Origin of the sequence: Streptomyces sp. NPDC059696 (assembly GCF_042733745.1) — a bacterium.
Taxonomy (GTDB): domain Bacteria; phylum Actinomycetota; class Actinomycetes; order Streptomycetales; family Streptomycetaceae; genus Streptomyces.
In genome coordinates, this window is sequence record NZ_JBHWFG010000002.1 from 149447 (window position 1) to 162237 (window position 12791).

The window sequence follows — 12791 nt, forward strand, 5'->3', positions numbered from 1 at the left end:
GATCCGCACGGTTGTTCCAGGGTTTGCCCGACGTTGTTCAGTCTGTGAAACCCCCGTGCCGCGCGCGTTTCCGGTCTGGAACGATGGGGCCCATGAGCGCTGCAACCCCTCCCACCGAGCGCCGGGTCTCCGCCCGAGTCGGCGCGATCTCCGAGTCCGCCACCCTCGCCGTGGACGCCAAGGCCAAGGCCCTCAAGGCCGCCGGGCGGCCGGTGATCGGCTTCGGCGCCGGTGAGCCCGACTTCCCGACCCCGGACTACATCGTCGAGGCCGCGATCGAGGCCTGCAAGAACCCGAAGTACCACCGCTACACGCCGGCCGGCGGCCTCCCCGAGCTGAAGGCCGCGATCGCCGCGAAGACGCTGCGCGACTCGGGCTACGAGCCGGACGTCTCGGAGATCCTCGTCACCAACGGCGGCAAGCAGGCCATCTACGAGGCCTTCGCCGCGATCCTCGACCCGGGCGACGAGGTCATCGTCCCCGCGCCGTACTGGACGACCTACCCGGAGTCGATCCGGCTGGCCGGCGGTGTCCCGGTGGAGGTCGTCGCCGACGAGACGACCGGCTACCGGGTGACCGTCGAGCAGCTGGAGGCGGCCCGCACGGAGAAGACGAAGGTCCTCCTCTTCGTCTCCCCGTCGAACCCGACCGGCGCGGTCTACAGCGAGCAGGAGACCGAGGCGATCGGCCGCTGGGCCGTCGAGCACGGTCTGTGGGTCATGACCGACGAGATCTACGAGCACCTGGTCTACGGCGACGCCTCCGCGGTGTCGCTGCCGGCGGTGCTGCCCGAGCTGCGCGACAAGTGTGTCGTGGTCAACGGTGTCGCGAAGACGTACGCGATGACCGGCTGGCGTGTCGGGTGGATCATCGGCCCGAAGGACGTCGTCAAGGCCGCGACGAACCTCCAGTCGCACGCCACGTCCAACGTGTCCAACGTCGCCCAGGCCGCCGCGCTGGCCGCCGTGTCCGGGAACCTGGACGCCGTGGCGAAGATGCGCGAGGCCTTCGACCGGCGCCGCAAGACCATCGTGCGGATGCTGAACGAGATCGACGGCGTGGTGTGCCCGGAGCCGGAGGGCGCGTTCTACGCGTACCCGTCGGTGAAGGCGCTGGTCGGCAAGGAGATCCGGGGCCGGCGGCCCAAGGACACGGTCGAGCTGGCCGCGCTGATCCTGGAGGAGTCCGAGGTCGCGGTGGTGCCGGGCGAGGCGTTCGGCACGCCCGGTTATCTGCGGCTGTCCTACGCGCTGGGCGACGAGGACCTGGTGGAGGGCGTGAGCCGGATCCAGAAGCTGCTGGCGGAGGCGCGGGACTGACGTCCGCTGCGCCGTCCGCCGCGCCGGTCTTACGGCCTGGGGGCATCTGCCGAGTTCGGTGGGTGCCCCCTCTGCTTTCGCCAGATTGTTTGTGCGAGCAAGACCACGAAAGGGGAAACGGCTACCGGGACGGCTGGGGCGTACGGCAGGATCTTTGGATGGAGCGTGAACGTGATGTCTCTGAGCTGCCGAAAGCCCATCTGCACCTGCACTTCACCGGATCGATGCGGCCCTCGACCGTGCTGGAGCTGGCCGACAAGTACGGGGTGCGGCTGCCCGACGCGCTGACCGAGGCGCTGGTCGGCGGGGAGCCGCCGAGACTGCGGGCGACGGACGAACGGGGCTGGTTCCGCTTCCAGCGGCTGTACGACGCGGCGCGCTCGTGCCTGCGGGAGCCGGAGGACATCCAGCGGCTGGTGCGGGAGGCCGCGGAGGAGGATGTGCGGGACGGGTCGGGGTGGCTGGAGATCCAGGTCGACCCGACGTCGTACGCGCCGCGGCTCGGCGGGCTGATCCCGGCGCTGGAGATCATCCTGGACGCGGTGGAGACGACGTCGCGGGAGACCGGGCTCGGGATGCGGGTGCTGGTCGCCGCGAACCGGATGAAGCACCCGCTGGACGCGCGGACGCTGGCACGGCTGGCTGCGCGGTACGCGGACCGGGGGGTCGTCGGGTTCGGGCTGTCCAACGACGAGCGGCGGGGGATGGCGCGGGACTTCGACCGGGCGTTCGGCATCGCCCGCGAGGCCGGGCTGTTGTCGGCGCCGCACGGGGGCGAGCTGGCCGGGCCGTCGTCGGTGCGGGACTGTCTGGACGACCTGGGGGCGAACCGGGTGGGGCACGGGGTGCGGGCGGCGGAGGATCCGCGGCTGATGAAGCGGCTGGCGGACCGGCAGGTGACGTGCGAGGTGTGTCCGGCGTCGAACGTGGCACTGGGGGTGTACGAGAAGCCGGAGGACGTGCCGCTGCGGACGTTGTTCGAGGCGGGGGTGCCGTTGGCGCTGGGCGCGGACGATCCGTTGCTGTTCGGGTCGCGGTTGGCGGCGCAGTACGAGATCGCGCGGCGGCATCACGGGTTCACGGACGCGGAGCTGGCGGAGGTGGCGCGGCAGTCGGTACGGGGGTCGGCTGCGCCGGAGGACGTGAAGACGAAGCTGCTGGCGGGGGTCGACGACTGGCTGACGGGCTGACCGCGGCAGACCGCGGCAGACCGACCGACAGCGGCTTCCCGGGCCGCAGTCGGCTGACCGGCTGGCTGGCTGACTGCGGCTTCCCGGCTGACCGTGGTTTCGCCTTGCGCCGGGTGGGGGTCGGGGCCGCGTCGGGGGGTGTCCGTCCTCGGAACGGCGCGATGGGGTTGCGTGCCGACTGACTGCTCGTTGACGCGCCAACCGCTGCGGGCGGACACCCCCCGACACGTCCCCTTGCGCACGGCGGCGGGTGCGGGTGCGTCGTGGCTCGCGCTTAGCTGCGGGCATGCGTGCCGCTGCGGGCGGACACCCCCCGACACGTCCCCTTGCGCACGGCGGCGGGTGCGGGAGCGTCGTGGCGTCCGCCCACGCACGCCGGCGGGTGCGGGTGCGTGGGGGCTTTCCATCCCCCCGCTGCGGGCATGCGTGCCGCCTGGGGCGGCACGGGTGGGCGCAGCGGCACCCCGTTCCGCCGGGTTGCGGATCCACCCGGCATCGGCACCGACGTCGGGTGCCTACAGGCTGACTCCGACTGTCACCGGCTCGTTGACCAGGGTGATGCCGAAGGCCTCGTGGACTCCGGCCACGACCTCGCGGGCCAGGGCCAGGAGATCCTCGGTCGTCGCGCTCCCCCGGTTCGTGAGCGCCAGCGTGTGCTTCGTCGAGATGCGCGCCGGGCCCTCGCCGTAGCCCTTCGTGAAGCCCGCCTTGTCGATCAGCCAGGCCGCGGAGGTCTTGGTACGGCCCTCGCCGGCGGGGTAGGCCGGGGGCTCCACCCCGTCGCCGAGCCGGTCGCGGACCCGTGCGCGGAACGTCTCGAAGTCGGTGTCCGTGAGGATCGGGTTGGTGAAGAAGGAGCCCGCCGACCAGGTGTCGTGGTCCTCGGGGTCCAGGACCATGCCCTTGCCGGCGCGCAGCTTCAGCACCGTCTCGCGGGCCTGCGCGAGGGGCACGCGGTCGCCCGGTTCCACACCGAGGGCGCGGGCCGTCTCGGCGTACCGGAGGGGGGCGGAGAGCCCCTCGGCGTCCTCCAGGGAGAAGCGGACGCGCAGGACGACGTACCGCTCGGGGTCGGACTTGAAGCGGCTGTGGCGGTAGGAGAAGGCGCACTCCTCGTTGGAGAGGGTGACCGTGTCGCCGGTGCGGCGGTCGTAGGCGACGACCTCGGTGATCGTCGCGGAGACCTCCTGGCCGTACGCCCCGACGTTCTGGATGGGCGTCGCGCCCGCCGAGCCGGGGATGCCGGCCAGGCACTCGATGCCGGCCAGGCCCGCCTCGACCGTACGGGCGACCGCGTCGGTCCAGATCTCGCCGGCCGCGAGCTCCAGGCTCGTGCCGTCCAGGGAGAAGCCCTTCGTGGCGATGACGAGGGCGGTGCCGTCGAAGCCCTTGTCGCCGATGACCAGGTTCGAGCCGCCGCCGATGAGCAGCAGCGGGGTGCCCGTCCCGTCGGCTTCGCGGACGGCGGCGATCACCTCGTCGTCCGTCGTGGCGGTGATCAGCCGGGTCGCGGGGCCGCCCAGGCGGAAGGTCGTCAGCGGGGCGAGGGGGGCGTCGTGGAGTACCTGCACGGGCCCAAGCGTACGAGACGGCACCGACGGCGTCGGGCACGCGTGCGTGCGGCCCCGTTCCAGGAGAAGGAAGGGGGCCGCACGCGCGTGGTGGCCTTCAGGGCAGGCGGCGGAGCGCCTCGGGCCAGGAGAGGGGGAGGTCGTCGCTGCTCGCCTGCCAGGTGGCGTAGGCCGAGTCCTTCATCTGCGCGGCCAGGCCCCTGGAGGCCGGGCCGTGGGCGCCCGCACGGGCGAAGGCGTGCAGGGCGTCCTTGGACTCCCAGGCCGACAGGGTCCAGAAGGTGCGCTTCAGGGGCGCGGCCTTCAGGGTGGCTCCACAGGCGCCGGGGCTTCGGCGGATCTGCCGCCAGACGGCGGGCGTACCGGCGAGGAACCTGAGGGCTCCCCACAGCGTGCGGGTCTCGAAGCGGGAGGCGAAGACGTACACCTCGGTGCCGTGGGGCGGGGGGTTCGGGACGGTCCAGGGAAGGGTGGGCATGCCACGTCTCCTTGTCGGGGTCCGGCGGGGTCAGTGGGCGGCCGTCTCCAGGACCGGTGCCGGTTCGGCCGGGGCGGGCTGCTGTTCGGTGCGCCGCCGGGTCGGTATCAGCAGGGCTGCGACGCCGGCGACGGCGACCACCGCGGAGCCGGTCACCAGGGCGGGCCGCATGCCGTCGACGAAGGTCTGGCCGGTCTCGTAGCCGCCCTGGGCGGCGAAGATCGAGGCCATGACCGCGATGCCGAGCGCGCCGCCGACCTCGCGCAGGGCGTTGTTGGCGCCGGAGGCGATGCCCTGCTCGGTGGGGCGGACGCTGGACATCACCAGGTGCGAGGCGGGGGCGAAGAACAGTGCCATGCCGATGCCGCTGATGATCAGGGCGGGCAGCTGGACCGTGTAGGAGGCGTCGGCCGTGGCCACCACCGCCATGTAGCCGAGGCCCAGGGACTGCAGGAACAGGCCCGCCGCGACGACCGGGCGGCCGCCGACGCGGTCGGCCAGGATGCCGGCGATCGGGGCGACCAGCATCGGCATGCCGGTCCAGGGCAGCATCCTCAGGCCGGCCTCGGTGGGCGAGTAGCCGAGGACGCCCTGCATGTACTGGCTGAGCAGGAAGATCGAGCCGAACATGCCGAGGAACATCAGCAGGCTCGCCGCGTTGATGCCGGAGAAGGCCCGGGAGCGGAACAGCCGCATGGGGAGCATGGGGTTCTTGGCGCGGGTGCTGTAGAGGATGAACCCGACGAGCAGGGCTCCGCCCGCGAACAGTCCGGTCAGCACCAGCGACGAGGTCCAGCCGTCGGCGGGACCGCGGACCAGGCCGTAGACGACGCCGAAGAGGCCGCCGCTGGCCAGCAGGGTGCCGGGGACGTCGAGCGGGGCTCCGGTGCCGTGGGACTCGGCGAGCCGGAGGCGGGCGAGCGGCAGCAGGGCCAGGCCGAGCGGGACGTTCAGCCAGAAGATCCACTGCCAGGAGATGTGTTCGGTGAGGCTGCCGCCGACGAGCGGTCCGGAGGCGACGGCGAGCCCGTTGACGGCGCCCCAGATGCCGTACGCCATGCCGCGCTTGGCGACGGGCACGGCTGCGGTCAGCAGGGTGAGCGTCAGCGGCATCATCACCGCCGCACCGGCGCCCTGGACGGCGCGGGCGGCGATGAGGGAGTCGATGCCGGGCGCCATCGCGGCGGCTGCGGAGGCGCCGGTGAAGACGGTGATGCCCGCGATGAAGAGCCGGCGGCGGCCGAAGCGGTCGCCGAGGGCCGCGCCGAACATCAGCAGGACGGCGAAGGTGAGCGTGTAGGCGCTCACGGTCCATTCCAGGTCGTGCAGGCCGCCGCCGAGGTCCTCGCGGATGGAGGGCAGGGCGGTGGTGACGACGAGGTTGTCGAGGGCCGCCATGAATCCGGCGACGCTGGTGATGACGAGGGCCCAGGCGGCTCCCCCGCGACGTGCGGTCTGCTGTGACATCGCTCCCCCATGGAGTGTGTGCCGTGATCGATTAGTTATTGATTACTAACTTTCGAGGTCATGAAAAGGGCCCGCCTTCAGGCCCTGTGGTGTCAGCCGCCGGACTCCGGCGCGCCCAGTCCGGCCCAGACCCGGTGATCGGCCGGGAAGCCCATGGCCACCAGGCAGTTGATGAGCATGCCCTGGGCCAGGAAGGTCGTCGTCTCGTGGGCGTCGGCGCCCAGCGGCAGGTGAATGGTGTCCCACAGCCGCATCCAGCCCGTGCGCACCGCTTCACCGAACTCGCGGTCGCCCTCCTCCTCGGCGGCCGCGACGGCGAGGTACATCTGCATCTGCATCATCAGCCGCTCGGGCTGCTCGGAGATGGTCTCGACGTACGCGGCACCCATGGCGTGGCGGGCTTCCTCGCCCTCCAGCCCTTCGGCCGCCTCCGCGAACATCCGGATGGTGTCCTCGACGCACCGCTCGGCCGCCGCCAGGAAGATCGCTTTCTTGCCCGGGAAGAGCCGGAAGAGATAGGGCTGCGAGACGCCGACCCGGCGGGCGATCGCCTCGGTGGAGGTGCCGTGGTAGCCACCGCGGGCGAACTCGGTCGTCGCGGCCCGGATGACGCTCTCGCGCCGCTCTTCCGCACTCATCCTTGCCATGCGAACGAAGTTAGTGCTCAATCACTAACTATGTCAAGCGGTGGTCTGCCCAGGGTCGGGTCCCGCGGTGTTCTGCCAGGTCATGCGTAAGGGGCGCCCACCTGGCGAGCGCCCCTTACCTCGTGCCGCGGCCGGCTCAGGCCAGTCGTACGACCGCCCTGGACATGCCCAGCACCTTCTGCCCGGCGCTGGTCGCCGTCAGGTCCACGCGGACGGTGTTGTCGTCGAGCTTGGCGGCGACCTTGCCCGCCACCTCGATCACGGCGCCCTGGTCGTCGTTCGGGACGACGACCGGCTTGGTGAAGCGGACGCCGTACTCGACGACCGCGCCCGGGTCACCGGTCCAGTCGGTGACCACCCGGATCGCTTCGGCCATGGTGAACATGCCGTGCGCGATCACGTCCGGCAGGCCGACCTCCTTGGCGAACTTCTCGTTCCAGTGGATCGGGTTGAAGTCGCCGGAGGCACCCGCGTACTGCACGAGGGTCGCGCGGGTCACGGGGAAGGTCTGCGCGGGCAGTTCGGTGCCGACCTCGACGTCGGCGTAGGAGATCTTCGCGGTCATGGGGTCGCTCACGCCTCCTCGGCCGCGCGGGCCACGAGCTTGGTCCACGCGGTCACGACGTGCTCGCCGGCCTCGTCGTGCACCTCGCCGCGGATGTCGATGATGTCGTTGCCCGCGAGGGACTTGATCGCCTCGATGGTCGAGGTGACCGAGAGCCGGTCGCCGGCGCGGACCGGGCGGCGGTAGGCGAACTTCTGGTCGCCGTGCACGACGCGGCTGTAGTCCAGGCCGAGCTGGGGGTCCTGGACGACCTCGCCGGCGGCCTTGAAGGTGATCGCGAAGACGAAGGTCGGCGGGGCGATCACATCGGGGTGACCGAGCGCCTTGGCGGCCTCCGCGTCCGTGTACGCCGGATTGGCGTCCCCGACCGCCTCGGCGAACTCACGGATCTTCTCCCGGCCCACCTCGTACGGCGCGGTGGGCGGGTACGTCCGCCCCACGAAGGACTGGTCGAGCGCCATGGCCCGGCACCTCCTGGTAGCTCTACTGATCGGTACGGGTACCTCAACGACGCGAGGCCGCCCCCGATCACTCGGGAACGGCCTCGCGTACGAGCCTGATTTATCGCGTTTCGCGGTGCGCGGTGTGCGCGTTGCAACGCGGGCAGTGCTTCTTCATCTCAAGACGGTCCGGGTTGTTACGCCGGTTCTTCTTGGTGATGTAGTTCCGCTCCTTGCACTCCACGCAGGCCAGCGTGATCTTCGGGCGGACGTCGGTGGCAGCCACGTGAGTGCTCCTAAGACGAACGGATGGACTATTAACGCAAGAAAGAGTAGCCGATCGAAGGACCGACCCCGCAATCGGCTACTGTGAGTAGCGGTGACCGGACTTGAACCGGTGACACAGCGATTATGAGCCGCTTGCTCTACCGACTGAGCTACACCGCTTTGATGTGGTCCGGCTCCGCCTCGCGACGGAACCAGTCACACCAGAGCCCCAAAACGGAATCGAACCGTTGACCTTCTCCTTACCATGGAGACGCTCTGCCGACTGAGCTATTGGGGCGAGCGATGAAGACATTACACGCTCGCCCGCCGTTCGCCCAAATCCGTTTCGATGCCCCCGCCCCGGACGCCCGGACCGTCCTCCCGGCAGCCTCGCGCACGCCTCCCGCCCCATGAGGAGACCGCCTTGCGTCCCGTGGCCGGGTCGCTCCCGGCCCGTGGGGCATCGCCGGCGATCCGGGCGGACCACGCCGGTACGACTATTGCGCTCCTCCCGGCCGGGGGCGTGAGGCCCCCCTAGGCTCGTCTCACTCTGCGTGATCACGCGTCCTCCCGTGCGCAGCCCGAGCCCCTGGAGTGCGATGCCCGACAGCCGGCCGCAGCCACCACCGCCCCCGTCGTCCTCACCGGGTCCGGCGGACCCGTCGTCGCTGCTGCTGTGCGGGGCGCGGCTCACCGACGGCAGGACCGTGGACGTACGGCTGGGCGGCGGGCGCATCGAGGCGGTCGGCACGGCCGGAAGCCTGCGCGCGGGCTCCGCCCGCGCGTGCGGGGCGCGCGTGGACCTCAACGGCTATCTGCTGCTGCCGGCCCCCGCCGAGCCGCACGCCCACGCCGACACGGCCCTGTCGGCCGACACCGAGGGGCCGGTCTCCTACGAGCCGCAGGACGTGCAGCGCCGGGCGACGGAGGCAGCGCTGCTCCAGCTCGGGCACGGCGCGACGGCGCTGCGGGCGCATGTGCGCATCGGGGACGTACAGGGTCTCGGCGCGCTGGCGGCCGTGTTGCAGGCGCGGCGGGCACTGCGCGGGCTGGCGGAGCTGACGACGGTGGCGGTGCCCCGGGTGCTGACCGGGGTGGCCGGCGCCGACGGGCTGGCGATGCTGCGGGACGCGGTGAAGATGGGCGCCTCGGTGGTGGGCGGCCGGCCGGACCTCGACCCGGATCCGACGGGGTACGTGGAGGCGGTCCTGGAGCTGGCCTCCGAGCACGGCTGCCCCGTCGACCTGCACACGGACGCCGGGGACCCGGCCCGGCTGGCCCGGCTCGCGGCGATGGCGGGCGGACTGCGTCCCGGGGTGGCCCTCAGCCCGTGCGGCGACCTCGGCCGGCTGCCCTCCGAGGTGGCCTCCCGGACGGCCGACCAACTCGCCGCGGCCGGGGTGGCGGTGACCTGCCTGCCGCAGGGCGGTTGCGGCGGCGTGGACCGGCGCGGGGCGGCTCCGGTACGGCTGCTGCGCGCGGCCGGGGTGCGGGTGGCCGCCGGGAGCGGGGCACTGCGGGACGTGTCCAACCCGGTGGGGCGCGGCGACCCGCTGGAGGCCGCGTTCCTGCTGGCCTCGCGCTACGGGCTGCCTCCCGAGGAGGCGTACGAGGCGGTGAGCACCTCGGCGCGGGCGGTGCTGGGGCTGCCGGAGGTGCGGGTGGAGGCGGGTTTCCCGGCCGAGTTGCTCGCGGTGCGCGGGGAACGGCTCGCGGGCGTGCTGTCCCTGGCGTACAGCCGGATCGTCGTGCACCAGGGGCGCGTGGTGGCGCGGACCAGCGCGGTGCGGGAGTACTGCAGTTCGGCGTCCTCGGTCGAGCTGGGGCTGCCGCGGCAGGGGCGGGGGGAGATGCCGTAGGGCTGGTGCGGGGGTGGGGCGGGGCGGGGTGGGGCGGGCCGAGTGTTGCGGGCTGAGGTGTTGAGGCCGGCGGTGGGGCGCCGCGAGACGTGCGGCGGGGCGGGGCTCGGGTCGTGTGGCGGGGCACGACTCGGTCGGGCGGCGGGGCGCGGCTCGGTCGTGCGGCGGAGGGTGCCGTCGAGGCGTACGGTCGAAAGCATGCGCATTGTCATCGCTGGTGGTCATGGTCAGATCGCGTTGCGGCTGGAGCGGCTGCTCGCCGCGCGCGGGGACGAGGTCGCGGGGATCATCCGGAAGGCCGAACAGGCCGACGACCTGCGGCAGGCGGGTGCCGAACCGGTCGTGCTCGACCTGGAGTCGGCGTCCGTGGAGGAGGTCGCGGAGCAGCTCAGGGGTGCCGACGCTGCGGTCTTCGCGGCGGGCGCGGGCCCGGGCAGCGGGGTGGCCCGGAAGGACACGGTGGACAAGGCCGCGGCGGTCCTCTTCGCGGACGCGGCGGTGAGGGCGGGGGTGCGGCGGTTCGTGATCGTGTCGTCCATGGGCGCCGACCCGCGCCACCAGGGTGACGAGATCTTCGACGTGTATCTGCGCGCCAAGGGCGAGGCGGACGCGTACGTGCGCGGGCTGGACGCCCTGGACTGGACGATCCTGCGTCCCGGTCAGCTCACCGACGACGCCGGCACCGGCCTCGTACGGCTGGAGGCCCGCACGGGCCGCGGCCCGATCCCGCGCGACGACGTGGCCGCCGTACTGGCGGAACTGGTGGACACCCCGGCCACGGCCGGACTCACCCTGGAGCTGATCAGCGGGTCGGTGCCGGTGTCGGTGGCGGTCAAGTCGGTGGCGGGCAACTGAGGTTCACGGTCGGCCGCCTCGGCAGGGCCTAGAACAGGGGTAGTTGGCCGGGGAAGTCCGGGACCGTGTAGCCGTCCAGGGACGGTTGTTCCGGGCCGGGACGTGCCGGGCGGCGGGAGCCCGGGCATGAGGTGAGTTCGCCGTGCTCGCGGGCGCCGGGCGGGTCGTGGCGCGCGTACCGCCCGGCGACGACGGCGATCTCGCGGCGGCACTCGGGGCAGAGTCTGCGGCGGGAGGACATGGGGCCAGTGTGCCGCGCGAACGAGCCGGCCACGCCCCTCCCCTGCGGGGCTGTCGCGTTTCTACGGACTTGCCTCGCGGCCCAAAACGAGTTCGAGGTCGTCCTGGCCATCGGCGCCGGGGCCGCGCTGCTCGCCTTCGCGGTCGCCTCGTTCATTCCGCGGCAGGGGGACGCGGGGGCCGGGGCGGCGGAAGGCGGAGCGGCGGAAGACGGAGTGAGCGGAGCGGCGGTGGCGAAGGGGCTGTGACGCTGTTGTTGCTGGTGTCGCTGCGCGGGCTTCGGCTCGGGTGCGGGTCGGGTGCGGGTCGGGTGCGGGTCGGGAACCCCACCCCCGCGGCACCCGTCCCACCGACCGTACGAAGCCCGTTCAGCCGGTTGGCGCTCCGAACCACCTCGACAGCCGGTCTTGTAGTTCCCGCTGGTCGTCGCCGACCCAGGCCACGTGCCCGTCCGGTCGCAGCAGCACCGCGGGCACGTCGGGTTCCTCGCCGGCGTCGACGAGATGGCCGACCCGATCCGACCAGCCCGCCACCGACAGCATGCCGCCGGTCCGGTCGAGCAGCAGGCCGCGCCCGTCGCGCATCCGCTCGTAGAGGCGGCCCTGCCGCAAGCGGACGTCCCGCAGCCGCCGGCCGAGGAGTTCGTGGCCCTCGCCGCAGTCGTAGCGGACGTCGATCGCGGTGACCTTCTCGATCAGGTACCGGTTCACCTCGTCGAAGTCCATCAGCTCCGCCAGCAGCCGGCGCACGGCCTGCGGTCCCGGCTCGGGCGCCAACAGGTGCATCTGCGCCCGGGTGTTGTCGAGGACGGAGGCGGCCACCGGGTGGCGTTCGGAGTGGTAACTGTCCAGCAGACCCTCCGGAGCGCTGCCGCGCAGCTCGGCGGCCAGCTTCCAGCCGAGGTTGAACGCGTCCTGGATGCCGAGGTTGAGCCCCTGCCCACCGGTCGGCGGGTGGATGTGCGCGGCGTCGCCGGCCAGCAGGACACGGCCCGTGCGGTACCGCTCGGCCTGCCGGGTGGCGTCGCCGAACCGGGAGAGCCAGCGCGGGGAGTGCACACCGAAGTCGGTGCCGGCGTACGTTCGCAGCTGCTGCCTGAACTCGTCGAAGGTCGGCGGGACCGTCCGGTCCTCGGCCACTCCCTCGGCGGGCACGATGACGCGGTGCACCCCGTCCCGCACCGGCATGGCGCCGAACCGGAAGTGGGTCTTGCGGACCTCCGCCATCACGGCGGCCAGTTCCTCCGGCGACGCGGCCACCTCCATCTCGCCCATCAGCGTCTCGACCCGGGAGGGCTCACCCGGGAACCCGACGCCGAGCTGCTTGCGCACCGTGCTGCGGCCGCCGTCGCACCCCACGAGGTAGCGGGCGCGCAACCGTGTGCCGTCCGCCAGCCGGGCCGTCACACCGTCCTCGTCCTGGCTCAGCCCGACCAGTTCGCAACCGCGCCGGACCTCGGCGCCGAGCTCGGTGGCGTGCTCGGCGAGCAGACGGTCGGTGACGGGCTGCGGGATGCCGAGGACGTACCCGTGCGCGGTGTCCAGCCTCTCGGGTGACGGCTTGGCGAGGCCGGCGAAGAAGCCGCCGAGAGGGTGCTTGCTGCCCTCGGCGAGGAAGCGCTCCAGCAGACCGCGCTGGTCGAGCACCTCGATGCTGCGCACATGCAGACCGAGCGCACGCACGTACGGGGGCGGTTCGGCCTCCTTCTCCAGCACGAGCACGCGCCGCACGCCGTGCAGCCGCAGCTCCCCGGCCAGCATCATTCCGGTCGGACCACCGCCGGTAATGACCACATCGATCAAGGCAGACCCCATTTTCGCCCGTTTCTGGCTTCGGAGCGAAGATTCTGCGGCACCCAGGGGGTCTTGCCGCAAGGTCCCCCCTGCGCTATAC

The 12791-nt window shown here is 72.4% G+C and carries 13 protein-coding genes and 2 tRNA genes; 4 read left to right on the forward strand and 11 right to left on the reverse strand.

What is annotated here, in order from left to right:
• The first annotated feature begins 92 nt into the window (after positions 1–92).
• Together ACFV20_RS02565 and ACFV20_RS02570 are read left to right on the forward strand one after the other, a co-directional pair.
• Positions 93–1319, forward strand: coding sequence for a pyridoxal phosphate-dependent aminotransferase (locus ACFV20_RS02565; protein WP_385651547.1), 1227 nt, complete (start codon positions 93–95; stop codon positions 1317–1319).
• Between the two features lie 158 nt (positions 1320–1477).
• Positions 1478–2509, forward strand: a complete 1032-nt coding sequence (locus ACFV20_RS02570) for an adenosine deaminase (RefSeq protein WP_385651549.1) — start codon at positions 1478–1480, stop codon at positions 2507–2509.
• Positions 2510–3024: 515 nt separating this feature from the next.
• Here ACFV20_RS02570 and ACFV20_RS02575 read toward each other — a convergent pair.
• From ACFV20_RS02575 to ACFV20_RS02615, 9 genes are all read right to left on the reverse strand, one after another.
• On the reverse strand, positions 3025–4080 hold the full coding sequence (locus tag ACFV20_RS02575) for a UDP-N-acetylmuramate dehydrogenase (protein WP_385651551.1): 1056 nt from the start codon (positions 4078–4080) through the stop codon (positions 3025–3027).
• A gap of 97 nt (positions 4081–4177) precedes the next feature.
• Complete coding sequence (locus ACFV20_RS02580) at positions 4178–4558, reverse strand: DUF3291 domain-containing protein (protein WP_385651554.1); 381 nt, start codon at positions 4556–4558, stop codon at positions 4178–4180.
• Positions 4559–4588: 30 nt separating this feature from the next.
• Positions 4589–6025: an MFS transporter gene (locus ACFV20_RS02585; protein ID WP_385651555.1), complete on the reverse strand. Its 1437-nt coding sequence runs from the start codon at positions 6023–6025 to the stop codon at positions 4589–4591.
• 92 nt (positions 6026–6117) lie between these two features.
• Positions 6118–6672 (reverse strand): TetR/AcrR family transcriptional regulator, encoded by a 555-nt coding sequence (locus tag ACFV20_RS02590; protein WP_385651557.1) that lies wholly within the window; start codon positions 6670–6672, stop codon positions 6118–6120.
• A gap of 136 nt (positions 6673–6808) precedes the next feature.
• Positions 6809–7237: a MaoC family dehydratase gene (locus ACFV20_RS02595; RefSeq protein ID WP_345661004.1), complete on the reverse strand. Its 429-nt coding sequence runs from the start codon at positions 7235–7237 to the stop codon at positions 6809–6811.
• An 8-nt stretch (positions 7238–7245) separates the two neighbouring features.
• The gene (locus tag ACFV20_RS02600; protein ID WP_385651558.1) at positions 7246–7698 is read right to left on the reverse strand and encodes a MaoC family dehydratase N-terminal domain-containing protein; all 453 of its coding nucleotides are present in this window, start codon (positions 7696–7698) and stop codon (positions 7246–7248) included.
• Positions 7699–7798: 100 nt separating this feature from the next.
• Positions 7799–7963, reverse strand: a complete 165-nt coding sequence (gene rpmG / locus ACFV20_RS02605) for a 50S ribosomal protein L33 (RefSeq protein WP_003948671.1) — start codon at positions 7961–7963, stop codon at positions 7799–7801.
• Between the two features lie 88 nt (positions 7964–8051).
• Positions 8052–8124, reverse strand: a tRNA-Met gene (locus tag ACFV20_RS02610).
• A gap of 45 nt (positions 8125–8169) precedes the next feature.
• Positions 8170–8242 (reverse strand) — tRNA-Thr (locus tag ACFV20_RS02615).
• 301 nt (positions 8243–8543) lie between these two features.
• Between ACFV20_RS02615 and ACFV20_RS02620 the strand changes: the two genes are divergently transcribed.
• Both ACFV20_RS02620 and ACFV20_RS02625 read left to right on the forward strand, forming a co-directional pair.
• Complete coding sequence (locus ACFV20_RS02620) at positions 8544–9803, forward strand: amidohydrolase family protein (RefSeq protein WP_385651562.1); 1260 nt, start codon at positions 8544–8546, stop codon at positions 9801–9803.
• Between the two features lie 198 nt (positions 9804–10001).
• A complete protein-coding gene (locus tag ACFV20_RS02625) occupies positions 10002–10658 on the forward strand; it encodes an SDR family oxidoreductase (protein WP_385651564.1) in 657 nt (218 codons plus the stop codon).
• A 28-nt stretch (positions 10659–10686) separates the two neighbouring features.
• On the opposite strand, the gene ACFV20_RS02630 is transcribed toward ACFV20_RS02625, so the two are convergent.
• The gene (locus ACFV20_RS02630) at positions 10687–10899 is read right to left on the reverse strand and encodes a hypothetical protein (protein ID WP_361109488.1); all 213 of its coding nucleotides are present in this window, start codon (positions 10897–10899) and stop codon (positions 10687–10689) included.
• A gap of 367 nt (positions 10900–11266) precedes the next feature.
• The gene (gene rox / locus ACFV20_RS02635) at positions 11267–12700 is read right to left on the reverse strand and encodes a rifampin monooxygenase (RefSeq protein ID WP_385651567.1); all 1434 of its coding nucleotides are present in this window, start codon (positions 12698–12700) and stop codon (positions 11267–11269) included.
• Positions 12701–12791 lie beyond the last annotated feature (91 nt).

Excerpts from the sequence above, each read along its gene's own strand:
- ACFV20_RS02580 (WP_385651554.1), bottom strand. The coding sequence starts at position 4,558 with ATGCCCACCCTTCCCTGGACCGTCCCGAACCCCCCGCCCCACGGCACC.
- ACFV20_RS02595 (WP_345661004.1), bottom strand. The coding sequence starts at position 7,237 with ATGACCGCGAAGATCTCCTACGCCGACGTCGAGGTCGGCACCGAACTG.
- ACFV20_RS02630 (WP_361109488.1), bottom strand. The coding sequence starts at position 10,899 with ATGTCCTCCCGCCGCAGACTCTGCCCCGAGTGCCGCCGCGAGATCGCC.
- ACFV20_RS02565 (WP_385651547.1), top strand. The coding sequence starts at position 93 with ATGAGCGCTGCAACCCCTCCCACCGAGCGCCGGGTCTCCGCCCGAGTC.
- ACFV20_RS02570 (WP_385651549.1), top strand. The coding sequence starts at position 1,478 with ATGGAGCGTGAACGTGATGTCTCTGAGCTGCCGAAAGCCCATCTGCAC.
- ACFV20_RS02625 (WP_385651564.1), top strand. The coding sequence starts at position 10,002 with ATGCGCATTGTCATCGCTGGTGGTCATGGTCAGATCGCGTTGCGGCTG.
- ACFV20_RS02585 (WP_385651555.1), bottom strand. The coding sequence starts at position 6,025 with ATGTCACAGCAGACCGCACGTCGCGGGGGAGCCGCCTGGGCCCTCGTC.
- ACFV20_RS02620 (WP_385651562.1), top strand. The coding sequence starts at position 8,544 with ATGCCCGACAGCCGGCCGCAGCCACCACCGCCCCCGTCGTCCTCACCG.
- ACFV20_RS02590 (WP_385651557.1), bottom strand. The coding sequence starts at position 6,672 with ATGGCAAGGATGAGTGCGGAAGAGCGGCGCGAGAGCGTCATCCGGGCC.
- ACFV20_RS02600 (WP_385651558.1), bottom strand. The coding sequence starts at position 7,698 with ATGGCGCTCGACCAGTCCTTCGTGGGGCGGACGTACCCGCCCACCGCG.